Origin of the sequence: Accumulibacter sp., from assembly GCF_029255285.1 — a bacterium.
GTDB lineage: Bacteria > Pseudomonadota > Gammaproteobacteria > Burkholderiales > Rhodocyclaceae > Accumulibacter.
On sequence record NZ_JAPUVI010000105.1, the window covers coordinates 18,259 to 43,442 of the forward strand.

Sequence of the window (25,184 nt, forward strand, 5' to 3'; positions counted from 1 at the left end):
CCCTTCGCCGCTTGGCGTAGAATGGCCCAACCATGAGTTCCACCGTGCTTCCCGACTATACTGGCGGCGGCATCGTCAATCTGATGCAGAGCATCGCGACGGCTTGCGGCAGCACGCGCGTTGTTTACCCCCAACTGGCCGCGCTGTCGGCCGCACAGCTTGCCCGCGCGCGTCACGTCGTGCTGCTGGTCATCGATGGCCTCGGCCTGCGCACGCTGGCCCGGCACTCGGCCAGCCCGACCCTGCACCGCCACTTGCTCGGCAGCATGACATCCGTTTTCCCGTCGACCACCGCCAGCGCCGTCACCGCCTTGATGACTGGTCTGGCGCCAGCGCAACACGGTCTGACCGGCTGGCACATGCACCTGGACGAGGTCGACCAGACCCTGTCGATCCTGCCGCTGACGCCCCGCCTCGGAACGGCCAAGCTGTTGCCCGCAGAACTCCCGCCGCGCCTTTTCGAGCATCAGGCGCTCAGCCAGACGCTGGATCGCGAGTGCTGGGTGGTTGCGCCGACGAGCATTGCCGGCAGTGCCTTCAACATCTGGCACTCGCGCGGCGCGCAGCGCCTGGCCTATTCGACGCTAGGCGAAATGTTCGCCGGCCTGACCGATCTGCTGCGCGAAACCTCCAGGCCGCGCTACATCTACGCCTACTATCCGGAGGTCGATAGCCTGTCGCACCATTACGGCACCGACAGCCGGCAAGCCCGACAGGCCCTGAGCGACTTCGACACCCTGTTCGGTGACTTCCTGCGTCGCCTGCGAGGCAGCAATTGCTGGCTGCTGGCGACCGCCGACCATGGTTTCATCGACTCACCCGGCCGGCGAGTCATCCAACTCGACGACCATCCGCAACTCGCCGCACTGCTCCAGCGCCCGTTGTGCGGCGAGCGGCGCGCCGCTTACTGCTACGTCGCCGCCGAACATCGGGCGGCCTTCGAGGCCTACGTGCGCCGCCATCTGGCACGTGCCGCCCACCTCTACGTCAGCGAGCGTCTGATCGCCGCCGGCTGGTTTGGCCCGCCACCCTTCCACCCGCGCCTCGCTTCGCGAGTCGGCGACTACACGCTGGTGATGAAAGACAACTGGACGATCAAGGACTGGCTGCCCGGTGAAAAGCGCTATACGATGCTCGGCGTACACGGCGGCATCAGCACCAACGAAATGCGCGTTCCGCTGGTCGCGCTGCACGTCTAGCGGCGCCGCGCCGGATAGCAATCTCGCAGGAGTCGAAAGATGGTCAAGGACAGCGCGAAATCCGCCCGCACCGATCTCCTGATCGCCGAGGCGATACGCAATCGTCAGAACAGGGAGGCCGGCTATCGCGAGCGGGCGCTTAAAATCTATCCCTGGATCTGTGGTCGCTGCGCCCGGGAGTTCACTCAGCAGAACTTGCGCGAGCTGACGGTCCATCACCGCGACCACAATCACGAGAACAATCCTCCTGACGGCAGCAACTGGGAACTGCTGTGCCTCTACTGCCACGACAACGAACACGCCCGGCAACTCGACGCCGAAGCCGCGCGCCGGGCTGGGATGGGCGCGCCAGCTTCGCCGGGCAGCCAACGGGCAACGGCGAATCCCTTTGCCCATCTGAAGGATCTGCTGACGCGCCAGAACGACTGAGGCGGCACGTCGCTGTGCAAGAAAAGATAGACAGAATGGCCAATCAGTGCAGCTTCCAGCTCCTGGAAGACATCGCGCGCGACCTTTCCGGCGAGGTGGTGTGCTTTCCGACCTTCCTCGACATTACCTTTCAAGTCCGCAGCGCGCTCAAAAACCCCGATCTGACGATCAAGCAGCTCGCCAAGCTGGTCGGCGCCGAACCCTTGATGAGCACCAAGGTCATTCGTTTGGCCAATTCGGCGGCGATGAACCGTTCCGGTCGAAGCATCGTCGACGTCAGTGGCGCGATTGCCCGCGTCGGCCTGGAAGCCGTGCGCAGCGTTTCGTTTGCCGTAGCCATGGAGCAACTGCTCAATTCGAAGAAGATGGCTCCGTTCCAGGCGCTGTCTCGACGCCTGTGGGAACATACGATGCATGTTACGGCGCTGTGCCGAGTACTGGCCCGCCGCTGCACGCCGATCAATCCGGACGAAGCCATGTTCGCCGGCCTGATCCACGACATCGGCGTATTTTACCTGCTGTCGCGCGCGGCGAGCTTCCCGGAACTGGTCGCCGACCCCGCCGAGCTGCATCAGTTGTTGGCCCATTGGCATGCGGACATTGGTCACGCGCTGCTGGCCGCCATGGGGCTGCCAGAGGATTTGCTGATCGTCGTTCGCGAGCACGAACAGGATCGCCGTCTCACGACACTCGACGGTGTAGGCGACGTTCTTTTCGTCGCCAACAAACTGGCCAATGTACAGCAGGGCTGGCGGGACCCCCAGTATTGCGCCGCTGTCGACACCACGGTTCTCGCCCACTTGTATGACCCCGAAGTGCTCGGCGCGCTGCTTTCCGAGTCGGCTGAGGACGTCGCGTCCCTGAAGAGCGCGCTCGGCACCTGAGCTTCGCACAAAGCCGCCCGACTAGGCCGTGCCCGCCCACAGCCCGGGCGGTCGGGTCGCCGTGCTACAGCCGCCGAATCTTCTCGAGCAACGCCGTGGTCGACGTCTGATGGACGAACGGCAGCGAGACGACGCGGCCACCCCAGTCGCCCACTTCCCGGTGGCCGACGATCTTGTCGACTGGCCAGTCGCCTCCCTTGACCAGAATATCCGGCCGGCAGTCAAGAATCCGTTGCAGCGGCGTGTCCTCGTCGAACCAGGTGACGAGCGATACCGATTCCTGAGCGGCGATCACTGCCAGGCGGTCGGCCAGGGTGTTGACCGGACGGTCATCGCCCTTGCCGAGCCGTTTCACCGAGTCGTCCGAATTGACGGCGACGACCAGCGCAGCGCCAAGCGCCCTGGCCTGGGCAAGAAGGGTCACGTGACCGCGGTGAACGATGTCGAAGCAGCCGTTGGTGAATACCAGCGGACGCCGCAGGCCGGCACAGCATTCGGCGAGTCGCTGCGGGGTGACGATCTTGTCCTCGAAAGCAATGGATGGGGTCGGCGGCAGGCGGATTGGATCAGACATCGTTTGGACTCCGTGCGTTCTCCTCCGTCCAGGCCGGTGAAATCACAAAGGCTGATCGGCAGGCGAAGCGCTCGAGTTTCTCATCCCGCGAAGCGGCCGGCAAGCTCCCGCCAAGCACGCCAGGCGACCATCCATGCGGCGGCGCTGTGACCGATCGCACGGAGGCGCGCGCGGCGACTCGGTATAATCGCCGCTCGATCGACCCCGCCTGGCCGCCAGGCGACATTCCGGAGAGGTTCCGGCAACAGGAGGCTGTATGGAAATTGGAGACGAGGTGGTGGAGATTCTCGACGAAGTCTTGAGTCTCAAGGGCCGCGCCAGCGAGTTCAGGCTCGACACGCCTTTGCTGGGCGCGATCCCGGAGCTCGATTCGATGGCGGTGGTCGCCCTCATCACCACGCTGGAGGAACGCTTCGGCTTCGTCGTCGAGGACGACGAAATCGACGGCACGGTGTTCGCGACCCTGGGCTCCCTGCTCGACTTCGTACACGGCAAGCTGGTCGCCTGAGCGCCACGGCGACATGGTTCTGCAAGCCTTTTTTCTGCCGGCATCGCCAGGCCAGCGTTTTGCCCTGTTACATGCTCCGGATGGCGCCGCACAAGTCCGTGGGGCGGTGGTATACGTCCACCCGTTCGCCGAAGAACTCAACAAATCCCGCCGCATGGCTGCTTTGCAGGCGAGGGCGATGGCGGCTGCCGGCTACCTGGTTCTGCAGATCGACCTGCTGGGCTGTGGCGACAGCTCGGGCGATTTCGGCGATGCCACCTGGGAAGCCTGGCTGGCCGACGTCGAACTGGCGTGCGCCTGGCTGCTCGAGCGAAACAGCGCACCCCTCTGGTTATGGGGTCAGCGCACCGGCTGCCTGCTGGCCAACGAGGTGGCGAACCGGATGACTCGTCCGGTTAACCTGCTGTTTTGGCAGCCTGTCGTTTCCGGCAAGCAGTTTTTACACCAGTTTCTGCGCCTGAAGGTCGCTGCGCAAATGCTCGGTGGCGACAACAAGGGCGCGATGGAAGGGCTGCGCCAGCAGTTGCAGCGGGGTGAGTCGGTCGAAATCGCGGGCTATCGGCTGTCCGCGGCGCTGGCCGGGGGCTTGGAGAAGGCGGAACTGCTGCTGCCACACCGTTCTGGCCGCGTCGAGTGGCTGGAGATCTCCAGCAAGACGGATGGCAGCCTGTCACCGGTCGCGCTGGCGCGGCTAGGACAGTGGCAAGCCGCTGGCCATCGAGCCCGGGGCAGATCGGTAAACGGTCCGGCATTCTGGCAAACGGCTGAGATCAACGAGTGTCCAGCCTTGCTCGAAGCCAGCCTCCGGCTCATGGGGGAAAGCCTTCCGACATGAGCATCGTCGAACAAGCCCTACTCATTCCCTGCGCCGGCGAACTGCTACCGGCCATCGTGGCCTGGCCGCGCCATTTGCTCCGGGAGGATGATCCGCCTCAACAGGCGGCGGCGACGGTCGCGGCAATAGGGAAGCAGGAATTGTGGACTGCCACGCACGACGGTGCGGCCGATTGCCGCGCCGCCTGCGGCGTGCTGCTCGTTGTCGGCGGCCCGCAGTATCGGGTCGGCAGCCATCGGCAGTTCCTGTTGCTCGCTCGTCGCTTGGCGGCCGAAGGCTACCCGGTGATGCGCTTCGACTACCGAGGCATGGGCGACGCCGGCGGCGCGATGCGTAGCTTCGAAGAGGTGTCCGAGGACATTGCTGCGGCCATCGACACGTTCCGGCAGCACTGCCCATCGGTACGCCGTATCGTATTGTGGGGACTCTGCGATGCGGCTTCGGCGGCCTTGCTATACGTTCACGCGAGGGCAGACGTGAGGCTTGCCGGATTGGTGGTGCTCAACCCCTGGGTACGTTCGGAAGCCAGCCTGGCGCAGACACATATCAAACACTACTATGGACAGCGCCTGTTGGAAGCTCAGTTCTGGCGGAAACTGCTGAGCGGCCGCCTGACCGTCCTGAAATCGCTGCGTGAGCTGCTGCGAACGGCGCTCACGGCACGCCGCGGTGCGTCGAACGATGCGCCGTCGCTGTCCTTCCAGGACCGCATGGCCGCCGGCTGGCGGCAGTTCACCGGGCCCGTGCTGCTCATCCTGAGCGGCCAGGATTACACGGCGAAGGAATTTCTCGAGTTCGTCAGCCGTCACCCTGACTGGGCCGGCCTTACCGAGGCGGCCAATGTGCGCCGGGTCGACGTGGCCGACGCCGACCATACGTTTTCCTGTGCCGCCTGGCGCACGCAGGTCGAGGACGCCACCCTGGAGTGGCTCGACAGGCTGACGGCGGTCTGACGTGGGCGGCCGAAGGCGCGTCGCCACGACTACGGCGGCGGTGAGGAAAGGAATAGTCGTATGACTCCGTCGACAAACGGTGCACAGCGGCGCCGGAGCACCGGCCATGGGCCGGCACGTCCCGGCTCGTCGCGCTGGTTCGCGCGCTATCGCTGGCTGATCGGCGGCGGCTGGCTGCTGGTGTTGCTGATCGTCGGCTGGCTGCTGTTCTTCGGTTCGGACCGAGCGCCGCTTGCCACACCGGTCGGCGCCTCCGCCGAGCGTTCGGCGGCCGCGCCGAAAGCGGCCGACAAGCTGCCAGCGGTCAGCTTGCCGGCGGACGACGCGGCGCACGACAGGCTCACCGAATGGTGGTACTACAGCGGGCACCTGCAGACCGATTCCGGCGAACGCTTTTCCTTCCATATGGCGTCATTTCTGCGCAAGGGAACGCTTACGCACACCGTCTTCCACGGTTCGCTGCTCGATCATCAGAAAGAAAAACTCTACACCGAACAGGCCCGTACCGCCGGCAATCCGTCGGAGGGTCAGCGGGATGGCTTCGACTTCCGGTTCGGCAACTGGCGGCTGCAGGGAAGTGGCAGCCAGCACACGGCGGCGATGGCGGGCAAGGACTTCGCGCTCGAGCTGCAGATGAGCGACAGCGCGCCGCCAGTCCTGCATCAGGCGCCGGGGACGCCGGTCGCCGGGTTGCTCGATTTCGGTGCGGCCGGCAAGAGCTACTACACCTCGCGTCCGCGGATGAGCGCGCAGGGCACGTTGACCGTCGCTGGGAACGTCAAGGCGGTACGCGGCGAAGTGTGGTTCGACCATCAATGGGGCGACTTCGAAGCGGCCCAATTGCGCTGGAACTGGTTTGCCCTGCAGTTGTCCGACGGTGCCGACCTGATGCTGTTCGAACTCTTCGATCGCCAGGGTGGGCCAGTGTTGCGCATGGGCACCTACGTCAAGGGCGGAGTGACCCGCGCCCTCGGCGCGGCGGACTTCGAGGCGACGGCGCACGGTAACTGGAGGAGCCCCTCGTCAGGGGTTGTCTATCCCGTCTTGTGGACTCTCTCGGTACCTTCTCAGGGGCTCAGACTCACGGTCGATCCAGTAATTCGCTGGAGCCAGTTCGACGCCCGGACGACGACGCTGAACGTCTATTGGGAAGGCGCGGTGAAGCTCAGTGGCTCACACGCCGGCGTCGGTTTCATGGAACTGAGTGGCTATCCGCCGATACGCGAGGACAGGGTGAACAAGCCCTAGTCGACCAGCGACCAGGCCCGCCGCGCCCTACGCGCTGGCTGCGACAGCAGATCGGCCTTGGGCGGGCCCGGAGCGGTCCTTGCGATGGGCGAAGGCCCGCATAGCGATTGACTTGCAATGCCGCATCCGACGATACTTGTTGTTCGCCCTTGAGTTCCCATGTTCGTGGCGACCGACCGGTTTCCAGGGCACCGAGTCAGGCGACGATGCGAAATCTCACGTATGTTTCCTTGTCCACTTGCTAGTGTACGGCTGTCCCTGTCATCGACGACAGACGGACGCGAGCGCGCTGTTGTGTTGCCACGCGAAGCCTGCGGCTTAGTTTCGGGCGGCGAGTTTGTCTCCTGATTGATTCGGCGAGTCCAGGTGGCCTTGAAGCCAGCTCCGGCTCGCCGCTGATGGATGGTCTCTGGTAATGGTCTGGCGAATTGTCTGTTTAGTGATGATGCTGGCGGCGTTCTCGTTTGGCGGGCTGACGCCGGCGTCGGCTGCCGAGCGCCGAGTCGCACTGGTCATTGGCAACGCCAAGTACAAGGAGGCGCCACTGACCAACCCGGTCAACGACGCGCGCGACATGGCGGCCGCCCTGCAGCGCACGGGTTTCGAAGTCATCGTTGCCCTCGACGCGACGCAGAAGGAAATGAACCGGGCGATCGCCAGGTTTGGCGACCGCCTGACGGCCGATAGTGTTGCTCTCTTTTACTACGCCGGGCACGGCATGCAGGTGCGCGGCAAGAACTACCTGATTCCCATTGATGCCGAGATCAAGAGCGAGTCGTCGGTGCGCGTCGAATCGGTCGATGTCGACGGCGTTCTCGACCAGCTCAGTACCAGCGACCTGAACGTCGTCATCCTCGACGCCTGTCGCAACAACCCTTTCGAGCGCCGCGCCAACCGCAGTGTCGGTGCCGCCGGTCTGGCCCAAATGGAAGCCCCGAAAGGCAGCTTGATCGCCTACGCGACGGCACCGGGCAGGACGGCGGCCGATGGTGAAGGACGTAACGGGCTATACACCCAGGCACTCCTGAAGTATGTTCAGGAGCCGGGTCTGACCATAGAGCAGGTGTTCAAAAACGTACGTCGGGAGGTCGCCAAGGCCACACGTGACGGACAGATTCCCTGGGAGTCCTCATCGATGACCGGCGATTTCTACTTCATGCCCGGTTCCCGCCCGGCGCCGGTGCTGAGCCAGCCGGTAGCCGTCGTTCCGGCCACCAAAGCGCCCGTCGCTGCCGCGCCGAAACCGGCACAGGTCCAGGAAGTCGCCCCGTCTATCGGTCTCGCGAGGCAGAACGACGCCGGCCAGACGCCGAACGGCGGTGCTCCGACGCTTGCCGTCGGTATGCCGTCGCAAGCCGCGACGGCGGCGCCCGAGCCGCCGTTGCCGTCCTCCGCCAGACCAGCCACACTGGCGGCGGTGTCCGTCCCCACCGCTCCACCCCCTGCCGAGCCGGCGGCCGCCATTGCCCGACCCGAACCAGCGCTCGAAACCAAGGAACGAGTGATCAAGACCGAAGCCTTCACGGCGACCGGCAAACTGTCGCTTGACGGCTCTGGGGCGATGACCGGCGAAGGAGTCATCCAGTGGGTAAACGGCGACCGCTATGAGGGGACGATGGTGGCCGGCCGGAAGCACGGCAAAGGAATCTTCACTTGGGGTAACGGGCAGCGCTACGATGGCGAGTGGAGGGACGATTCGATCAACGGCAGCGGTATCCTCAACTACACCAACGGCGACCGCTACGAAGGAACGTTCAAGGACGGAGAACCGCACGGCACCGGAACCTATACGATGCGTAACGGCGATTTCTATACCGGCGCCTGGGTCAATGGGAACCGACATGGCTTGGGCCGCCTGACCTGGACGACCGGGGACTACTGGGAAGGCGAGTTTCGCGACGGCAAACAAACCGACAATGGCCGAATGCACTCGAGCCAGGCGATCGTGGACAAGATGGCCGGACAAACGGCCTCGCCTCCCGACAAGGCCGCGGCCAAGAAAAAGGGCAAATAGCGAAGACCACAGCCGGCCTGGGCTGTGCCCTTGCCGTAAACCGGCGAGTCCGGCTATTCCTTTGGTCGATCGTCGAGCGACCGACAGCTCGTCCGCCAGCGAGCGGGAATCCTGAATCGCCCACTGCCAAGCTCATGCGCCGCTACCTGAAAAAGTTCCTGCCCGACCCCGAAGCCGTTCGCTCCAACCCGTGGTTGCGGCCGTTTCAGTCCTCCTTGCTGCATCCTCGACTATGGCATCTGAACCGCCACTCGGCGGCCGGCGCCGTGGCCACCGGGCTGTTCTGCGGCTTGATTCCGGGACCGCTGCAAATGCTCGGCGCGGCGCTCTGCGCACTTGTGTTGCGCGTCAACCTGCCTCTCGCGCTGTTGGTTACGCTTTACTCCAATCCCTTCACTATTGTTCCGCTGTACCTTTTGGCCTACCAGATCGGTCGCCGCCTGATCGACGACAGCAGCGGTCTCGTCGCGCCGCCGGAAGTCGACCTCGGCAGCTTTGCCACCTGGACCACCGCGCTGGAAGGCTGGATGCTCGACGTCTCGCGGCCTCTCGGGGTGGGTCTGCTGGCCCTCGCCTGCGGCCTTGCCCTGCTCGGCTACCTGGCAACGCAGATTGCCTGGCGCGTCTACCTCATCAGGGCTTGGCAGCGTCGCAGACGTCGCCCCTGACGCCGCGCTCCGCGGAGTGCGGCGTCAGGGGCGGTAGTGCCGGGTTGGCGATTCCGGCTGCGGGTCGCGTACAGTGCTCGATCATCGACCACCAAAACGCAAGGAGAAGCGCATGGCAAAGGCATCGCAAGCCGTATTCTGCTGGCAGGATCCGCTACTCATCGAGGCGCAGCTCAGTGACGACGAGCGCATGCTGCGCGACGCAGCGCGCAATTATTGTCAGGGCAAGTTGCTGCCTCGCGTCCTGGAGTCGTTTCGCCACGAACGGACTGATCCGGCGATCTACGCCGAACTAGGTGAAATGGGCCTGCTCGGCGCGACAATTCCGGCCGAGTATGGCGGGGCGGGCCTCAATTACGTGAGCTACGGCCTCGTGGCGCGCGAGATCGAACGTGTGGATTCCGGCTACCGGTCGATGATGAGCGTTCAATCGTCACTCGTGATGTGGCCAATTTTTCGTTTCGGAACCGAGCAGCAGCGCAGAAAATACCTGCCACGCTTGGCGAGCGGCGAATGCATCGGCTGTTTCGGCCTGACGGAACCCAACCATGGATCGGATCCCGGCGGATTGGAGAGCCGGGCGCGCCAGGTGTCCGGCGGCTACAGCGTATCCGGCCGCAAAATGTGGATCACCAACTCACCGATCGCCGACGTCTTCATCGTCTGGGCGAAGGACGACGCCGCCGCGATTCGCGGCTTCGTGCTCGAGAAGGGAATGCCTGGCCTATCCACGCCGACCATCCATGGCAAAGTCGGATTGCGCACCTCGATCACCGGCGAGATCGTGATGGACGACGTATTCGTTCCGGAAGAGAACGTCTTCCCCAACGTTCGCGGCCTCAAGGGGCCGTTCACCTGCCTCGATTCGGCGCGCTACGGCATCGCCTGGGGCGCGCTCGGCGCGGCCGAGTTCTGCTGGCACACTGCCCGCCAGTACACTCTCGACCGCCAACAGTTCGGACGAGCGCTGGGAGCCAACCAACTGGTGCAAAAAAAACTGGCCGACATGCAGACCGAGATCACTCTCGGCCTGCAGGCCTGCCTGCGCCTGGGGCGGATGAAGGACGATGGCAGCGCGAGCCCGGAGATCACTTCGATGCTGAAGCGCAATTCCTGTGGCAAGGCGCTCGACATCGCCCGCGCGGCGCGCGACATGCTCGGTGGCAACGGAATTTCGGACGAGTTCGGCGTCATTCGTCACCTGGTCAACCTCGAGGTGGTCAATACCTACGAGGGGACGCACGACGTGCATGCGCTGATCCTTGGCCGGGCGCAGACCGGAATTGCCGCCTTCTGACTCTCGCACAGGCCGGCGCAAACCCGGGCAGGGAAGACGCGAGCGCCGCCGCCGCGCGCCTTGAACGTCAAGCAGCCTTGGGTTAGACTTTCCTGCGGCTTAGCAAGGATCGGCAAATCGCAAACTACGGGGGAGAACAAGATGGGACGCATCGTCATCAAGCACCTTTCCGGTTCCAAGGCAAACCAGGAGGCCAGTTTTCCTCTCGATCAGATCAAGGAAATCTCCTTCGGCCGCGACGCGGCGTCAAACGTCGCCTACGATGCCGAACGGGACGATGCGGTCAGCCGCAATCATGCCAAGATCGCCCGCGATCCGGCGCAGGACACGCTGTTCGTACTCACCGACCTGGGCAGCCGCAATGGCGTCTTCGTCAACCAGGCGAAGATCGCCGGCAGCACGGCGCTGCACCACGGAGATGTCGTCCAGTTGGGTACCGGGGGCCCGGAGTTCAGCTTCCAGATCGATCCACCTCCTGCGCTGGCGCCCAAAGCGACGCGTCAGATCGATCTTCGGCAGGCGGCGCCGACACGGGAGATCTCCGTTGGCGCCGACAGCCGGCCGCAACGCGTCGTGCTCAAGCACCTCAGCGGCTCGAAAGCGAACCAGGAAGTCACCTTCCCCGTGGCGCAGACGAGCGAGATCAGCTTCGGACGTGATCCGGCGTCGAGCGTCTCCTACGACGCCGAACGCGACGATACGGTGAGCCGCAACCATGCAACAATCAAGCGCGATCCACAGCAAAACAGTTTCACGCTCATCGACCTCAACAGTCGGAACGGCGTCAATGTCAATGGTGCCCGCATTAACGGTAACGTGGTCCTGCATCACGGCGACGTTATCCAGTTCGGGGCGGGTGGCCCCGAGATCTCGTTTCAGCTCGATCCGGCGCCCGCCAACGCACTTCGAGCAACGCGCCAGTTCGAAGGACGGGAGGCGCCACCGGCGATGACCCGCGAAGCGCCTGCCGTTGCCGCCACGGCGGCCGGCACCTCGGCGAGCGCGGCGCCCACACTGGCGGCCGCGCCGCGTGGCGTGGGCAAGGAGACGGTCGAGCGCCTGATCACCGAAACCAAGGTCGAGTCACGCAAGTCGATGGTCAACATCGTCGCCGCTCTGGTTGCCGTCGTCGCGGTGGTGGCCGGCGTGTTCGTCTTCATGGGCCGCGAGACGGAGAAGAAGCTCGAGGCCACGACAACGCAGATTCAGGCCGCAAAAACACAATCCGAAGCGACGGCGTCAACCGTCAAGGCGATGCAGGATATCAAGACACCACAGGAGATTGCCGCCGCCTATTCGGAGTCTACCGTCTACATCGAAGTGAGCTGGAAGCTGATCGACGTCGCTTCCGGGCAGCAGCTCTATCACCGCTACGTGAATGGCAAGGCGGCTTACTTGAAGTCACCGGCCGGAGGGATGGAACCATGGCTGACGGTGCAGGCGGAAAACAGCAAGCCGATAGGCGGCAGTCTGTCGGGCTCGGGCTTCGCGGTCACCGCAAACGGCTTCATTTTGACCAATCGGCATGTGGCGGCGCCGTGGAAGGAAACCTTCGAGTTGCCCCCGGGAATCCGCATCGAACTGAATCAGAAGGGAGAACTGGTCAAGGTGGAAGATGTTCCGGCACAACGCTGGTCGGCCGAAAAGAGCGTCTGGTGGCCGCAGGCGCTGCGCGGCGAGCAGAAACCCGTCGCTGGACGGCATGACCGTCTCGACGTCACTTTCGCCAACAACAAGCTGCGCATCCCCGCCAAGCTCGTCCGCGTCTCGGAAGAGCACGACGTCGCGTTGATCAAGGTGGACACGCCGGCGGCGGTCAAACCAACGCCGCTGCTGCCGGCCTCGAGCTACGACGAAGTCAAGCCCGGCAATGCGATTACCGTTCTCGGCTACCCCGGTATCTCGCCGAAGACACTCTTTGCTGCCCGATCGAAGGACATGCTCGACCCGGGCGGCATGACGATCGTCGACATTCCGATTCCGACCGTTACGCCCGGCGCCGTCGGCAAGGTGATCCGCAGCACCCCGACCTCGGCCGGAGAAGGCGGTAACGCGTTCTACAGCGAAAGGAACTCCTATCAACTAACCGCCAACGCGACAGGAGCGGGCAACAGCGGTGGGCCGGTGTTCGACGATCGCGGACGAGTCATAGGCATTTTTTACGCCGGCAATCAGGCTATCACCTTTGCCGTTCCCATCAAGTTCGCCACCGAACTGATGGAGGTCAAGGCCATGCTCCAGTAGTTGACGGCCTCGAAAACGGCCCATGACTTCTCTCGCCAACGCGGCGGTCGGCGACTATCGCTTGCTCGAATTGATCGGGTCGGGCGGCATGGGAGAGGTGTACCGTGCCGTACACTCGAAGATCGGACGCGTCGTTGCCGTCAAGGTTCTGCGGCGTGGCGAGCAGGGGCAGGCGCTGACCGAGCGCTTCGTCAACGAAGCGCGGATTCAGGCTGGCCTGCACCATCCGCACATTGCCGAGCTGTACGACTTTGCTGACCTCCAGGGCCGCCCCTGCATCATCATGGAGTATGTGGACGGTATTACCCTGCGTGACCGGATAGAGGGCTCGTCGGCCGGCTTGCCGGTCGATGACGCGCTACGCATCTTTCGCTCCGTGGTCGGGGCAATTGCTTACCTGCACGAGCGCGGCATCGTCCACCGGGACATCAAATCCTCCAACATCAAACTGGCTTCGAATGGGCAAGTCAAGCTGCTCGATTTCGGGATTGCCAAGGACCAGACGAGCAAGCGACTGACGATGGCGGGCGGCTGTGTGGGAACGATGGATTACCTGGCGCCCGAACAGATCCGGGGCACGGCGGCCGATGCACGGGGCGACGTGTGGGCCCTGGGAGTACTGTTTTACGAGATGCTGACCGCCAGCCTGCCGTTTGCCGCCGACTCGGTCGGCGCGCTGTGCGAACGTATCACGCGTGCCGACTACCGCACTCCCAGCCTCACCTCCCCCCTGTCGTCGGAACTCAAGCGCGTGATCGGGCGTTGCCTGCGTAGCGAACCGACGGACCGCTATCGCGACGCTGGCGAGTTGCTGAGCGATCTCGGGCGCATCGAACAGCCTTCTTTGACGCCGGCGAAAACCGCCAGATTCGCGTTGTCGGCCGACTGGCGGCAGGCCGCACGGAACAATTGGCCGCTGTTCGGCGCCGGATTGCTGCTGGTCGCCGTGCTGAGCGCCGGCTTTCTCTGGAATCGCAGTCCAACCCCACTGCCGGCGCCGCCCGCCACGCCCAGCGTCGCTCAGACGCCTCCCGCTGCCGCGCCGAACGTGCCGCTCGGACTCGTGCGCATCGGAACGATCGACGGGCCGGCAGACGTCTATGAAGACGGCCGACCGATTGGCACCACGGCCAAGCTGCTCGAGCGGGAATATCCGGTGGGCAGCCACGTGGCCTTGACGCTCAAGCGAGAGGGATATGAAGACTTGCGACTGGAAGTCGAGGTTCACGAAAGCGGTCACGAATCTCATTGGCAACTCCGTCCCAAGGACCAGCGCTGAGCGACCAATGGTTGACGAAACGTTCCCCGACTATGTAGTCCAGGCGTGCATGGCCAAGGACATTGGGCTCGTACGCGAAACCAATCAGGATGCGATCGCCTTCGTTTCCCCGGGCGATCCCGGGGAACGCAGGCGCCGCGGCGTACTGGCCATCGTGGCGGACGGCATGGGGGGGCACAAAGGAGGCGAGGTGGCAAGCGCTCTGGCCGTTCAGACAGTCTGCCGCGACTACTTTGCGGCGCCCGTTGACGACCCGCTGCAGGCGATCGGACTGGCCATGGCCGAGGCAAATGAGACGGTATACCGCGCCGCCGAGGCCGACCGAGCACTTTCCGGCATGGGCACGACGGCCACCGCCCTGGTTCTCGTCGGAGGCAACGTACTGTTCGCCCATGTCGGCGACAGCCGGCTCTACCGCTGCCACCAGGGCCAGGCCAGGCAACTGACCGAGGACGACACGCTGGTCGAACAGATGGTCAAGGAGGGCATGATCACGGCCGCCGAAGCGCGCCATCACCCGGAGCGCAACGTTCTGGTACGCTCGTTGGGAACGCGGCCGGAAGTGCGCATCACGACTCGGCGCTGCGATCCGCCGAAGATCGGTGAGTGTTTCGTGCTGTGTTCCGACGGCATGTACGACAGTATCAAGCCGGAGGAGATCGCCCGCATCGTGGAGGCCGGCGATCCCGAGACGGCCTGCCGACAGCTCATCGAGCTGGCGCGTGAGCGCGACGGCAGCGACAACATTTCGGTGGGCATCGTTGCCGTCCGCACGCCCGATACGGCAGAAAAGTCGATGCCAGTGACGCGTGAGATGGTCGTCGGCCAAACGGAGAACAAATGATGGGCAATCAGATGATCGGTGATTTCGAGCTCGTCGCCAAAATCGGCGAAGGCGGAATGGGCGAGGTCTTCAAGGGCCGCGACTCGATGCTCGAGCGCGACGTCGCGATCAAGTCCCTGCGTCCCGAACTTGCCGCACGCGCCGACATCCTCGAACGTTTCCGGACCGAGGCGGTGGCGCTTGCTCGCCTCAACCATCCGAACATCGCCGGCGTCTATCGCTTCTTTCGGCACGCCGACCAGTACTACATGGTTATGGAGTTCGTGGCCGGCGAAACGCTCGACCAAATGGTCACCCGGCGCGGCGCGCTGCCCTGGCAGGAAGCTCTGCGTTACGCCGCCGGAGCGCTGTGCGGGCTGGAACATGCGCACCACGCGGGCGTGGTACACCGCGACATCAAACCGGCCAACATGATGGTGGCGGCCGATGGAACGCTCAAGCTGATGGACTTCGGCATCGCGCGCATCCTCGAAAAGATGCGTCTGACGCGCAGCGGTCACTTGATCGGAACGCTGGAGTACATGTCGCCGGAGCAGGTCCAGGGGCGAGAGGTCGACGCTCGTTCCGATCTGTACTCGCTGGCTGTCGTACTTTTCGAGTTGCTGACCGCCCGTGTGCCCTTCTCGAAAGGCACCGACTTCGAACTCATGAAAGCGCAGATCGAAGAGCCGCCGCCACCATTGCACCGGTTTGCGGCCGGCCTGCCGACCAAGCTCGAGGAGGTACTGGCGCGCGCCCTGGCCAAGGATCCGTCGCAGCGCTACCCCGACGCTGCTGCCTTTCGCAACGCGCTCGAAGCGCTGCTGAGCAACGAGGGACTGAGCAGCGTCCCGCAAGCGGCACCGGCGACACGCTTGATCGTCACGCCGGCCGCGACACCTCCCGCGACGACCGGCACGGCCGCGCAGGAAGGAGTTGCGGCGAGCGGGGTCGGACGGGCGGTAGGGGAGGCAAGGCAGCAAGTGTTCTGGCGAAGCTACCCGGGAATTGTTGCCCTGGTTTTTGCCCTGCTGGTAGTAGGCGCACTCGCTTGGTGGAGTGGCCGGGCCAAAACAGCGGCACCGCAGACTTCTGGCGAGCTGGCGCACAAACCCGAGGCGAGCCGGTCAGCAACCGTTTCGTCCACACCGGCGGGTCCAGTGGCTGCCGACTCACCGTCTACGGCTTCATTCAGCGCACCAGCGCTGCCGGCGAGCGACTCCGTACGCCCGGCCACTCTGCCTACGTCCTCCGGCCCGGTGCAGGCACTTGCACCGCAAGAGTCGGGCATTCCCGCCACCGGCCCGGCGTTGCCCAAACCGTCAAGCCCTGCCCGAGCAGCGGACTCCGGCCAGCGGGTGGTTGTGCGTAGTTCCGCCGAGCAGAAGGTGGTTGCGAGATCACGTGCCGAGCCGCCGCCACAGGCTTCGGTTCGCAGTGACCCGATTCCGCCAGTCGTTAGACGCGAAGAAGTCGGTTCGACAGGAGGATGGACGATTCGAAAATGAAGAAATACCAGACAATAGTGTTTTCACGTGTATTGTTGCTCGCCACCGCTGTGCTGCTGTTGAGTGCCTGTGCCGGCGGGGGGCAGGGCTTTGCGCCTGCCGACACCATTCAGTCGTGGCTCTGGCGGATGGAAAAAGGGATGCGCAAGCCCGGCGAAGTTCTGGTCAGCCTGCCCGATGCCGTCTGGAAGGAGCGTGGCTGTGCCAGCCTGACGCGTCCCTACGTGGCGGTCGAGTTGAACGAGATTCTGCCGCCGCGCCTTGTCGCCGGGGAGGAGTTCAATCACCGCATGACGTATTCCTTGTGCCCGGCACGCACCGGGGAGGTAGTAGTCGGCGACCTCTCGCGCCGCATCACTTACAAAGGCAACACCGTTTTCGAGGACGTTTCGCGGCGCTTCGAACTCCGGCCCGGCAGGTGGCGTGTCGACGCGTTCATCGGCATCCCGCCCAGCGCTCCGGCCGGCATCTATTCGGTTGAGGTGAGTTTCTTCGGTGGTGGTGTGCAGTTCGAGCGTAGTGCCAGTCTCGCCGTCTCCCGGCGCTAAGGAGCACGGGGGCGCTTCGGGCTACCTGATGGGCTTATGTCACGAGGAGCCGGGAAATAGCGACCACCCTTTCCGCCGGCGCAGGAAATCGCTCAAGCCTGACAGTCTCCTAGAGAATCCTGGCGTAAGACCTATGCAGCTCGTTTGCCACATGCACGATCATCAAACGCATTCCTTTCGAGATAAGGCGCGATGCCGTCACCGCGAAGAGAGAGCAGTTAGGGGGTTTTTTCCGACGCCAGTACGGCCGCCAGCTTGTTGGCGTGGAGACTCTCGCGTACCAGATGACGCGGGAGCAGGGCTACGCCATGCCCTTCTTCGGCCAAAGATCTGAGTAGCGAAACACTATTCGCGGAAATCGCGCACCGACCCGGAGCGCTTGCCCAACGCCGGTTGCCGACTGTCCAAGGCATGTCGCCCGCTGATGTGCGAAGGTTCGGCACAGCGCTTGTCCAACTGGTCTGTTGAGACAATCGTGCCATGGCGCTGCAAGTAGACTGGCGAGGCATATAAGCCGCTGGTGATCGTCGCAATTCGGCGTGCCACCACGCGCTGATCGACCACCTTGCCGATACGGAAGGCAAGATCGATCGGGTCGCAAAAAGGGTCCGCGACATGGGACCACAGGTTGAACTCGACGTGCAGCCCAGGATGCTCGGCCAAGAAGCGGCCAACGATGGGACCGACGATGTCGACTCCCAGATCGACCGGCATGGCAATTCGAATGCGCTCCTGCATTGCACGGCTCTTGTCGATCGCCGCTTGCGCAGCCGCCGTGGCTGCGACCACATCGAGACAGCGCTAAAACGGTCGGGCTCGGAGTAAGCGCAACTTTACGCGTCGTGCGCTGAAAAAGCTGCCCCTCCAGCCGACGTTCCATCGCGGCGATACGGCGCGACACGGTCGGCAGCGGGACGTCCAGAAGGCTGCCGGCGCGGCTGAAGCTGCCCGTGCGTGCCACTTCGACAAACAGGTGGATATCGGGCAGAGAGAGTACGGACTCTTTCACTATTGGAATTCTGTGTTGTTCTACGGTCGATATCCAGGCTGGCCGTGGTGGCCTATTATCCGACCAAGTTGCCTACTGCAGGAACGACACCCGCGAAAACACCGCAACAACTGCCGAGAACTATCGATGGACTTCATGGATCAGCTGCTTACGCTTCCGCCACGCAGAGGAGTGCCTCCGCGCATGTCGCCAGCCACCCCGCAGGAGCAATTGGACCAATTCCCTGACGATTGGAGCGTGATCGAGGAACTGATCGCGTTTGCGTTTTCTTTGGAGGGCGTAATTGAGCAGGAAACACGTATTGCTCCGGCAGGTGCGCGCGCACTTACGCTACCCATGCCATCGCCAGCGGATCGCCGTGCCTTCCTGGTTGACCGGGAATTTGCTCACGTTCACAACCCGCCTATCGGCAGCATGCACATGACACTTCCTGAGCCGTTCCGCACGGCAGCGATCGACAAGGCTTGGGCTCTGCGTCACCCTTTCGCGATCGTCAATCCGCAGGCGCTTGATGCCGTCTTCGTATTCGCCCCCCGTGACCGTGCCGAACTTGCCTGGGCAAAACTGTTGCTCGGCATTTCGCACGCCAACGCTCGCGGAATGCTGTAGACCTGGGTAGCCACGCAAGCGCTGCCCATTGACGATCAGGCGACCGCATCGTGCGCAAAATCCTCGTGTGTTCTCGTTCCGGCGACGGCCACACGCAGCGCATGGCGCAACGACAGTTCGGAACACGCGTTGCGGCAATTTCGCAATGCTGGGTGTGCTAGGGGCGTGGATCACGGGAAAGCGATTCAGCATTATCGGCGCTTCGGCTGGTGTGGGCCGGCAATGTGTTCAAGTTGCACTGGAGCGGGGGGCACCAGGTGCTCGCCCTGTCGCGCGGCCCTGACGCGCTGCCGAAGGGCGCAGCCATCACCCGGATACGCAGTAGCGCCACCCGAACGGACGACTTGCAACGCGCGGTGGACGGCGCCGAGGCGATATTGGTTTGCCTGGGTACAGGGATGAGCACCAAGCCGACAACCCTCTACTCTGATTTTGGCCGCGCGCTGCTCGAAATCCAGCCGGAAATTGGGGATACGCCGGTGTTGGTTCTCACCGGATTCGGAGCAAGTGAAAGTGGCATCTACCATGGCCCGCTGATGGGGCTGCTGTTCCGCTTTGTCCTGAAGGAGGTCTATGAAGACAAGACACGGCTGGAACAAATGATCGAACAATCTCGCCTCAACTGGATGTTCATCCGCCCAGGCTTGCTGACCAACGGGCCCTCCGGGCCGTTCAGGGTTCACGTGAAGTACCATAAAGGATTGAAGGTCGGCCGCATTCCCCGCCGGTCGGTTGCCGAGTTCATGGTTAGCCAGGCGGAAGCGCCGACCTACATGCGACAGAAGCCGGCTTTGTCGGCCAGATGAGTTCAGGCGGCCTCTCAACCTGGAAGAAGCGTCATCGGGGATAGGCTACACTGTTCTGATCGCTGGCAGAGGTCTACCCAATACACAAAACGGGAGGAGTCAAGTCCAGAATTCCAGCCGGAGCGAAGCCGGGAACGCAGCCAGTCGCGCGGCGATTTCAGCGAATGGGGGCCTTGTTTCTGAGCGATCTCCCTGTTTTAACGGTCCGGCGTAATAGAATTCGGGAACTCCCAGCCATCTGGGGCGCTGCTGCGTTACCGTGCCTGGCCGCCATTCACTCCCCTGTTAGCGTGCTGTGTGTTCTTGGCCGTGTTTCGCCGGCAGAACCTCAGACCTTCGCTCGAGCGTCAGTGCCGCCTTGGCGCGACCTATGCGTACGCGCTTGCATCTTTGGCCCGATTGGTACAGCATCCCATGTGGTTGGTGAACGGAGGGAATTGGCATGATCGCGGCGCTGCGTCGACTCAGTCTGATCAATCGTCTTTCCCTGATGGCGGTCCTGGCTCTGCTCGCCATGCTGCTCATCGTCGGGGAAAGCCTGTGGTCGGAGCATGACCTGCTGTACAGTGACCGGCAGGTGAAGACGCGCCACCTGGTCGAAGTGGCGACCGGCATTCTGGAGCATTACCACGGCTTGCAGAAGGCCGGCGCCCTGACCGAGGAGGAGGCCAGGCAGCAGGCGAAGGCGGCCGTCAAGCGCTTGCGTTACGAAAAAACGGAGTACTTCTGGATCAACGATCTCGGCAAGCCGGTACCACGGATGGTGATGCATCCGACGGTGCCGGCCCTCGACGGCAAAGTTCTCGACGAGGCGCGCTTCGACAAGGCGACGTCGCTGCAAGCCGGGGCCGATGGCCCAAGAGTCCGCGTCGAGGGAAAGAATCTCTTCGTCAGCTTCAACGAAGTGGTCGATCAGGCCGGTGAGGGCTACGTCGAGTACCGCTGGCCGAAACCGCTGGCCGGTGGCGGTGTCACCAACGAACTTTTCACCAAGCTCTCCTACGTCAAGAAGTTCGAACCTTGGGGCTGGGTCGTCGGGTCGGGCATCTACATCGACGATATGGAGAGGATTTTCCTGGAGCAAGCGGTCCCCAGCGTACTGCTGGCCATTTTTGCCACCCTGCTGCTATTGCTGGCCGGCTGGTTGATCAGGAAGAGCATCGTCAGCGAGTTCGGCGGCGAGCCGCGCGTTGCACTGGGAGTGACCAGCCACATCGCACAAGGTGATCTGACGCACGTCGTTCCACTGCAACCGGGCGACAGGGATAGCGTGTTGTTCGTCCTGGCGAAAATGCAGAACAACCTCAAGGACATGCTGCGGGCGATCTTCAGCAACGCCAGCAAGGTGCAGGCCAGCATCGAGCGCCTGTCGGCCGAATCGAACGAGATCAACCTCGCCACCCAGGTACAGGCCAGCGCGGTCAGACAGACGCGCTCGGCGATCGACGATGTTTCGGCGAGTGTCGGCGTCGTCAACGGACTGGTGCATGCGACCGAAGAGCGAGCCCACGAAGTCGCGCGGCGAGCCCACGATGGCGCCGACGTGGCGGCCAAGGTAGCGGCGGAAATGCACGCCATCGCCGACACCGTGGCGGCCTCGTCCGACAAGGTTTCACGACTGGTCGCCAGCACCGGCGAGATCGGCCAGATGGCCCAGGTGATCAAGGAGATTGCCGATCAAACCAACCTGCTGGCCCTCAACGCGGCGATCGAAGCCGCCCGTGCCGGCGAGCAGGGGCGCGGCTTTGCCGTGGTGGCCGACGAGGTACGCAAGCTGGCCGAAAGAACCAGCAAGGCGACGAGTGAGATCGGCGCGATTCTGCAGGGCATCCGCAGCGACACCGAGAGCGCGGTGGCAGGAATGGACGCGGCAGCGCCGGTCATCGCCAGTGGTGTCGAGCAGGCCAGCTCGGCCGCCGACACCCTGCATGCGATTGAGCAACAGGCCCAGGACACGCTCAATAAAATGCAGGCCCTGTCGCAGGCAACGCTCGACCAAACACGACGGATCGAAGACATCGTACGCAACGTTGACCAAGTAATGACCGCTTCCGGGCAAACCGAGAATGTCATCGCGCAGTCGCTGAAATCGGCAGCCGCACTCGAACAGGCATCGAACGAGATGTTCTCGATGGTCCAGCACTTCCGGATCGGCGAGATTGGCGCCAACGAAGCGCTGACGGCGGGCGATCGTTCGCCGGGCAAGCCCTTGCTCGAGTGGACGGCCGCGTTGGCCGTCGGCCACGCCGAGATCGACCGTCAGCACCAGGTGTTGATCGACATCGCCAACCGCCTCAACCAAGCCATGCGTTCCGGAGCCGGACGTCCGGCCTGCGGCTCGCTGCTCGACGAACTCGTCAACTACACGGTCAACCATTTCGCGTTTGAAGAGAAACTGATGGAAAAACACCGCTATGGCAATCGTGAGGCGCACCTTGCGGCGCATCGCAAGCTGATCGAAGAGGTCTCGAAGTTCAAGCGTCAATACGACAGCGGCAGCTCGATTTCGATCGAGTTGATGGGTTTCCTGCGCGATTGGCTGGTCAACCACATTCTCAAAGTCGACCGAGCGCTGGCCCGCGACCTGGCCAGCCGCGGGGTTTCCTGAGCCATGCGAAAGCATCGGGCGGCACTGTCCGGCGCGCGTCCCGTCGCTGTGCGTCACGCGCGGCGGACGCCAGGCCGATGACTGATCTTTCGCGTCAACAGCGTCGTCACCGCAGCCTGGCGCTGTCGATTGTCGTCGCCGCCTACGTGCTGTCGTTCTTCCAGCGTTTCGCGCCAGCCGGCATCGCCCAGGATCTGATCAGCGCCTTCAACACGACGGCATCCTCACTCGGAGTTCTGGCGGCCACCTATTTCTATGTCTATACGGTCATGCAGGTGCCGACCGGCATCCTCGTCGATACGCTCGGGCCACGCCTGATTCTCCTGCTCGGTGGTCTGGTGGGCGGCGTCGGCAGTCTGCTCTTCGGTCTCGCGCCCAGTCTCGACGTCGCCTTGCTGGGACGTACCTTGATCGGTCTGGGCGTGTCGGTGACCTTCATCGCCATGCTCAAGATCATCGCCGTTTCCTTCGATGAGCGCCGCTTTGCCAGCCTGGTCGGAGTCAGCATGCTGATTGGCAACCTCGGATCCGTACTCGCCGGTGCCCCCCTCTCGTGGCTGGCGCAGCTTACCGGCTGGCGAGGCGTGTTCGTCGGCCTGGCCTTGCTTTCCCTGCTCTTGGGAATCGGCTGCTGGTACTTGCTGCGCGAGCCGCAGGACGATGCCGACCGTTCGTCGGCGGCCGGCCACAAGCCGCGCTTCGACCGGACGATGGTACTTTCAGGCTTGCTGGCGGTGCTCCGAAACCGCGACACCTGGCCGGTGGCTTGCGCCAACTTCGGCATCTGCGGTAGTTTCTTTGCCTTCGCCGGCCTCTGGGCAAGCCCCTTTCTGACTGGTGTACATGGCATGACTCGCGCCTTGGCGGCCAACCACGTCAGCCTCTACTTTGCCGGTTTCGCCGTGGGCTGCGTCTTCATTGGCACGCTCTCCGACCGGCTGGGCCGGCGCAAGCCAGTGCTGGTCACAGGCAGTCATATGTACGCGCTGATCTGGCTGGTCTGGCTATCCGGATCCGCGCTGCCGCTAACGCTGAGCTATCTGCTGTTCGCCCTCATGGGGCTGGTCACCGCTAGTTTCACCCTGACCTGGGCCTGCGCCAAGGAGGTCAATCCACCCCTGCTCTCAGGAATGTCTACCAGCGTCACCAACATGGGGGGCTTTCTCTCGGCGGCCATCCTGCAACCTCTGGTCGGCTGGGTAATGGACCGGACCTGGCAGGGCGGTCTGACGGAAAATGGCGCGCGCCTGTATACGGCGGCCGACTTTCATGCCGGCCTGCTCCTGCTGGCCGGCACGGCCGGCCTCGGCGCACTGGCGACATGGTGGATCCGGGAAACCAGTTGCCGAAACATCTGGCAACCGGCAGCCACCTGAAACGCGGCGTTCAGCGCCGCTCGTAGACGAGTTCGACGCGCCGCATCTTGCGCCGGCAAGCCTCGCTGTCACAGGACTGTTTGCTGCTTTGCTCGCTGCCGACCGGCAAGCGGCGAATCTGGTTGCGCGGTACTCCGAGCGAGCGCAAGCGATCGCTTACCGCTTCGATACGTTTGTCGGCAACGGCGAGATTGTAGGCTGCGCTGCCGAGATTGTCGGTATGACCGACCAGGGTGACGACCAGTTGCGGATCTTCCTTCAGCTTCTGGGCATTTTGACGCAGGATGTCAGCGCTCTCGCTGTCGATCATCGCTTCGCCGAAAGCGAAATAGACGACTCGCATCGCCTCTTCATCGACAAAAGGTGTCGGTTTGGCGGCGGCCGCACGGACGGCAAGCGCCGGCGGCCGCGAGACCGGCTCCTTGGTCGCCACGAGTTGACCGGAATCTCCGGGCCGCGGATTGTTTGTCGTACCACAACCGCTAAGGGCAAGCAGGCAAGCCAGACAGCTTGGAAGGAAATGGCGAGGTAACGGCATCGGCAGGAAGAATCAGGAGAAGCACGCACACGCGCTCGAGTGCGGGAGCGCTAGTGTAGCAATGATTGGTGTCGAACGGGCTGCCGCCGGGCCGCACGTTTGATCTCGGCGCCCAAGTACGTAGCACCTTCGGGCGACTCGTCCGCCGCGACAGTGGCGCACTATGCTGAAGCCGCCATCCGGGTTTCTGTGGCAAGATGGTCCGATGCACCCAAGCCTTTCACCAGCGCCGCGCTCCGCTTTCGGTAGCGCCCGGTATCCCAGGCCGGAGGTGGGTGTCCGATGAACGCCAAACGGCAATTGAGCGGCATTGGCTACGGCCTGTTCGCCTACGGGGTCTGGGGATTCTTCCCGCTTTTTTTCCGCCAGCTGTCGCACGTTTCGCCGATGGACGTGCTGAGCAATCGCGCCGTCTGGGCCTGCCTATTGGTCGGACTGCTGCTCACGCTGCGCCGTCAATGGCGCAATGTCGCGGCTGTTTTCGGGCGGTTGCGCCAATTGGCGATGCTGGCCGTCGCCGCACTTCTGATCGGCAGCAACTGGCTGGTATTCCTGTGGGCGGTGGCCAGCCAACAGGTCGTCGCGTCCAGCCTCGGCTATTTTCTGACCCCGCTGGTCAATATTCTGCTCGGACTGGTGGTACTGAAGGAACGCCTGAACCGCCTCGAATGGGCCTCGGTGGCCTTGGCCGTGGCCGCCATGCTCAACGAGATTGTCGCCAGCGGCAGTCTGCCCTGGGTGTCGATGGTCCTCGCCGGCACTTTCGGAACCTACGGTTTGGTGCGCAAGCAGCTTCCGGTCGACGCCGTTTCCGGCCTTTGGCTGGAAACGCTGGCGATGCTGCCCGTTTGTGCACTCTACGCCTGGTGGCAGGCACGGAACGGTCATTCGGTGTTCACAGGCCATGATCTGGCAACCAGCGGCCTGCTGGTTTGTGCCGGTGCGCTCACCGCGCTGCCATTGATGGCCTTTGCCGCCGCCACCCAGCGGCTCGATCTGGCCAGCGTCGGCATGTTGATGTACATCAATCCGACGCTCCAATTCGTCACCGCGGTCTGGTTGTTTGGTGAGGCGATGCCAAGCGCTCGCCTCGGCAGCTTCGGTCTGATCTGGCTTGGCCTGCTGCTTTATAGTGGCAGCGCCTGGAGCAAGTACCGCCGGCCGAGCTGATCGCGTGCCGACATCGGACTCTGACGGACGCGGCTCGCTGGCCAGATCCTGGCGCCG

23 protein-coding genes and 1 pseudogene are annotated in these 25,184 nt (G+C 63.6%); 20 read left to right on the top strand and 4 right to left on the bottom strand.

The genetic code is table 11. The features are described 5' to 3' along the window. Window positions 1–32 precede the first annotated feature (32 nt). Genes Q1M07_RS15320 through Q1M07_RS15330 form a run of 3 tightly spaced genes read left to right on the top strand, consistent with a single transcriptional unit; the run spans window position 33 to window position 2,512 of the window. A complete protein-coding gene (locus Q1M07_RS15320; protein ID WP_300454864.1) occupies window positions 33–1,199 on the top strand; it encodes an alkaline phosphatase family protein in 1,167 nt (388 codons plus the stop codon). A 39-nt stretch (window positions 1,200–1,238) separates the two neighbouring features. Next, window positions 1,239–1,628, top strand: a complete 390-nt coding sequence (locus Q1M07_RS15325) for a YajD family HNH nuclease (protein ID WP_300454867.1) — start codon at window positions 1,239–1,241, stop codon at window positions 1,626–1,628. 35 nt (window positions 1,629–1,663) lie between these two features. Continuing rightward, window positions 1,664–2,512: an HDOD domain-containing protein gene (locus tag Q1M07_RS15330; RefSeq protein WP_300454870.1), complete on the top strand. Its 849-nt coding sequence runs from the start codon at window positions 1,664–1,666 to the stop codon at window positions 2,510–2,512. A 64-nt stretch (window positions 2,513–2,576) separates the two neighbouring features. On the opposite strand, the gene Q1M07_RS15335 is transcribed toward Q1M07_RS15330, so the two are convergent. Further along, complete coding sequence (locus Q1M07_RS15335; protein WP_300454873.1) at window positions 2,577–3,086, bottom strand: adenylyltransferase/cytidyltransferase family protein; 510 nt, start codon at window positions 3,084–3,086, stop codon at window positions 2,577–2,579. A 256-nt stretch (window positions 3,087–3,342) separates the two neighbouring features. On the opposite strand from Q1M07_RS15335, the gene Q1M07_RS15340 reads away from it, so the two are divergent. From Q1M07_RS15340 to Q1M07_RS15395, 12 genes are all read left to right on the top strand, one after another. After that, window positions 3,343–3,594, top strand: coding sequence for an acyl carrier protein (locus Q1M07_RS15340; protein WP_300454876.1), 252 nt, complete (start codon window positions 3,343–3,345; stop codon window positions 3,592–3,594). 13 nt (window positions 3,595–3,607) lie between these two features. After that, on the top strand, window positions 3,608–4,429 hold the full coding sequence (locus Q1M07_RS15345; RefSeq protein WP_300454878.1) for a hydrolase 2, exosortase A system-associated: 822 nt from the start codon (window positions 3,608–3,610) through the stop codon (window positions 4,427–4,429). Next, window positions 4,426–5,382 (top strand): hydrolase 1, exosortase A system-associated, encoded by a 957-nt coding sequence (locus Q1M07_RS15350; RefSeq protein ID WP_300454881.1) that lies wholly within the window; start codon window positions 4,426–4,428, stop codon window positions 5,380–5,382. Before Q1M07_RS15345 ends, Q1M07_RS15350 begins: the two co-directional genes overlap by 4 nt. Before the next feature lie 60 nt (window positions 5,383–5,442). Further along, entirely contained in the window at window positions 5,443–6,630 is a 1,188-nt protein-coding gene (locus Q1M07_RS15355; protein WP_300454884.1) for a lipocalin family protein, read from the top strand. Window positions 6,631–7,045: 415 nt separating this feature from the next. After that, on the top strand, window positions 7,046–8,644 hold the full coding sequence (locus Q1M07_RS15360) for a caspase family protein (RefSeq protein ID WP_300454887.1): 1,599 nt from the start codon (window positions 7,046–7,048) through the stop codon (window positions 8,642–8,644). Window positions 8,645–8,778: 134 nt separating this feature from the next. After that, entirely contained in the window at window positions 8,779–9,312 is a 534-nt protein-coding gene (locus tag Q1M07_RS15365; protein ID WP_300454890.1) for a DUF2062 domain-containing protein, read from the top strand. A gap of 112 nt (window positions 9,313–9,424) precedes the next feature. Beyond that, the gene (locus tag Q1M07_RS15370) at window positions 9,425–10,609 is read left to right on the top strand and encodes an acyl-CoA dehydrogenase (RefSeq protein ID WP_300454894.1); all 1,185 of its coding nucleotides are present in this window, start codon (window positions 9,425–9,427) and stop codon (window positions 10,607–10,609) included. A gap of 141 nt (window positions 10,610–10,750) precedes the next feature. Then, the gene (locus Q1M07_RS15375) at window positions 10,751–12,853 is read left to right on the top strand and encodes an FHA domain-containing protein (RefSeq protein ID WP_300454896.1); all 2,103 of its coding nucleotides are present in this window, start codon (window positions 10,751–10,753) and stop codon (window positions 12,851–12,853) included. Between the two features lie 22 nt (window positions 12,854–12,875). Then, entirely contained in the window at window positions 12,876–14,132 is a 1,257-nt protein-coding gene (locus tag Q1M07_RS15380) for a serine/threonine-protein kinase (protein ID WP_300454899.1), read from the top strand. A 7-nt stretch (window positions 14,133–14,139) separates the two neighbouring features. Next, window positions 14,140–14,976 (top strand): Stp1/IreP family PP2C-type Ser/Thr phosphatase, encoded by an 837-nt coding sequence (locus Q1M07_RS15385; protein ID WP_300454902.1) that lies wholly within the window; start codon window positions 14,140–14,142, stop codon window positions 14,974–14,976. Beyond that, a complete protein-coding gene (locus Q1M07_RS15390; protein ID WP_300454905.1) occupies window positions 14,973–16,463 on the top strand; it encodes a serine/threonine-protein kinase in 1,491 nt (496 codons plus the stop codon). The genes Q1M07_RS15385 and Q1M07_RS15390 overlap by 4 nt, the downstream gene beginning before the upstream one ends. Beyond that, window positions 16,445–17,011, top strand: a complete 567-nt coding sequence (locus tag Q1M07_RS15395) for a hypothetical protein (protein ID WP_300454908.1) — start codon at window positions 16,445–16,447, stop codon at window positions 17,009–17,011. The genes Q1M07_RS15390 and Q1M07_RS15395 overlap by 19 nt, the downstream gene beginning before the upstream one ends. 345 nt (window positions 17,012–17,356) lie before the next feature. Here the strand turns inward: Q1M07_RS15395 and Q1M07_RS15400 are convergent, their stop codons facing one another. Together Q1M07_RS15400 and Q1M07_RS18775 are read right to left on the bottom strand one after the other, a co-directional pair. Next, entirely contained in the window at window positions 17,357–17,749 is a 393-nt protein-coding gene (locus Q1M07_RS15400) for a LysR substrate-binding domain-containing protein (RefSeq protein WP_300454911.1), read from the bottom strand. Window positions 17,750–17,840: 91 nt separating this feature from the next. Continuing rightward, window positions 17,841–18,020, bottom strand: a pseudogene (locus Q1M07_RS18775) (LysR family transcriptional regulator); the annotation flags it as partial. 183 nt (window positions 18,021–18,203) lie between these two features. Here Q1M07_RS18775 and Q1M07_RS15405 point away from each other — a divergent pair. From Q1M07_RS15405 to Q1M07_RS15420, 4 genes are all read left to right on the top strand, one after another. Beyond that, window positions 18,204–18,629, top strand: a complete 426-nt coding sequence (locus tag Q1M07_RS15405) for a luciferase family protein (RefSeq protein ID WP_300454914.1) — start codon at window positions 18,204–18,206, stop codon at window positions 18,627–18,629. Window positions 18,630–18,838: 209 nt separating this feature from the next. Then, window positions 18,839–19,435 (top strand): NAD(P)-dependent oxidoreductase, encoded by a 597-nt coding sequence (locus Q1M07_RS15410; RefSeq protein WP_300454917.1) that lies wholly within the window; start codon window positions 18,839–18,841, stop codon window positions 19,433–19,435. A gap of 442 nt (window positions 19,436–19,877) precedes the next feature. Then, window positions 19,878–22,043, top strand: coding sequence for a bacteriohemerythrin (locus tag Q1M07_RS15415; protein ID WP_300454920.1), 2,166 nt, complete (start codon window positions 19,878–19,880; stop codon window positions 22,041–22,043). Between the two features lie 77 nt (window positions 22,044–22,120). Further along, entirely contained in the window at window positions 22,121–23,419 is a 1,299-nt protein-coding gene (locus Q1M07_RS15420) for an MFS transporter (protein WP_300454923.1), read from the top strand. Window positions 23,420–23,429: 10 nt separating this feature from the next. Here the strand turns inward: Q1M07_RS15420 and Q1M07_RS15425 are convergent, their stop codons facing one another. Continuing rightward, window positions 23,430–23,852 carry an OmpA family protein gene (locus tag Q1M07_RS15425; protein WP_300454926.1) on the bottom strand — a complete coding sequence of 141 codons (423 nt, stop codon included), beginning with the start codon at window positions 23,850–23,852 and terminating at the stop codon, window positions 23,430–23,432. Between the two features lie 387 nt (window positions 23,853–24,239). Here Q1M07_RS15425 and rarD point away from each other — a divergent pair, with 387 nt between their 5' ends. Then, window positions 24,240–25,127, top strand: coding sequence for an EamA family transporter RarD (gene rarD / locus Q1M07_RS15430; protein ID WP_300454930.1), 888 nt, complete (start codon window positions 24,240–24,242; stop codon window positions 25,125–25,127). Window positions 25,128–25,184 lie beyond the last annotated feature (57 nt).

What these genes read in the sequence shown, in the direction of transcription:
- Q1M07_RS15355 (WP_300454884.1), top strand. Translation starts at nt 5,443, where the DNA reads ATGACTCCGTCGACAAACGGTGCACAGCGGCGCCGGAGCACCGGCCAT.
- Q1M07_RS15365 (WP_300454890.1), top strand. Translation starts at nt 8,779, where the DNA reads ATGCGCCGCTACCTGAAAAAGTTCCTGCCCGACCCCGAAGCCGTTCGC.
- Q1M07_RS15405 (WP_300454914.1), top strand. Translation starts at nt 18,204, where the DNA reads ATGTCGCCAGCCACCCCGCAGGAGCAATTGGACCAATTCCCTGACGAT.
- Q1M07_RS15395 (WP_300454908.1), top strand. Translation starts at nt 16,445, where the DNA reads ATGGACGATTCGAAAATGAAGAAATACCAGACAATAGTGTTTTCACGT.
- Q1M07_RS15400 (WP_300454911.1), bottom strand. Translation starts at nt 17,749, where the DNA reads ATGCAGGAGCGCATTCGAATTGCCATGCCGGTCGATCTGGGAGTCGAC.
- Q1M07_RS15385 (WP_300454902.1), top strand. Translation starts at nt 14,140, where the DNA reads ATGGTTGACGAAACGTTCCCCGACTATGTAGTCCAGGCGTGCATGGCC.
- Q1M07_RS15335 (WP_300454873.1), bottom strand. Translation starts at nt 3,086, where the DNA reads ATGTCTGATCCAATCCGCCTGCCGCCGACCCCATCCATTGCTTTCGAG.
- Q1M07_RS15370 (WP_300454894.1), top strand. Translation starts at nt 9,425, where the DNA reads ATGGCAAAGGCATCGCAAGCCGTATTCTGCTGGCAGGATCCGCTACTC.
- rarD (WP_300454930.1), top strand. Translation starts at nt 24,240, where the DNA reads ATGAACGCCAAACGGCAATTGAGCGGCATTGGCTACGGCCTGTTCGCC.
- Q1M07_RS15360 (WP_300454887.1), top strand. Translation starts at nt 7,046, where the DNA reads ATGGTCTGGCGAATTGTCTGTTTAGTGATGATGCTGGCGGCGTTCTCG.
- Q1M07_RS15345 (WP_300454878.1), top strand. Translation starts at nt 3,608, where the DNA reads ATGGTTCTGCAAGCCTTTTTTCTGCCGGCATCGCCAGGCCAGCGTTTT.
- Q1M07_RS15350 (WP_300454881.1), top strand. Translation starts at nt 4,426, where the DNA reads ATGAGCATCGTCGAACAAGCCCTACTCATTCCCTGCGCCGGCGAACTG.
- Q1M07_RS15375 (WP_300454896.1), top strand. Translation starts at nt 10,751, where the DNA reads ATGGGACGCATCGTCATCAAGCACCTTTCCGGTTCCAAGGCAAACCAG.
- Q1M07_RS15325 (WP_300454867.1), top strand. Translation starts at nt 1,239, where the DNA reads ATGGTCAAGGACAGCGCGAAATCCGCCCGCACCGATCTCCTGATCGCC.
- Q1M07_RS15330 (WP_300454870.1), top strand. Translation starts at nt 1,664, where the DNA reads ATGGCCAATCAGTGCAGCTTCCAGCTCCTGGAAGACATCGCGCGCGAC.
- Q1M07_RS15390 (WP_300454905.1), top strand. Translation starts at nt 14,973, where the DNA reads ATGATGGGCAATCAGATGATCGGTGATTTCGAGCTCGTCGCCAAAATC.
- Q1M07_RS15415 (WP_300454920.1), top strand. Translation starts at nt 19,878, where the DNA reads ATGATCGCGGCGCTGCGTCGACTCAGTCTGATCAATCGTCTTTCCCTG.
- Q1M07_RS15380 (WP_300454899.1), top strand. Translation starts at nt 12,876, where the DNA reads ATGACTTCTCTCGCCAACGCGGCGGTCGGCGACTATCGCTTGCTCGAA.
- Q1M07_RS15420 (WP_300454923.1), top strand. Translation starts at nt 22,121, where the DNA reads ATGACTGATCTTTCGCGTCAACAGCGTCGTCACCGCAGCCTGGCGCTG.
- Q1M07_RS15320 (WP_300454864.1), top strand. Translation starts at nt 33, where the DNA reads ATGAGTTCCACCGTGCTTCCCGACTATACTGGCGGCGGCATCGTCAAT.
- Q1M07_RS15340 (WP_300454876.1), top strand. Translation starts at nt 3,343, where the DNA reads ATGGAAATTGGAGACGAGGTGGTGGAGATTCTCGACGAAGTCTTGAGT.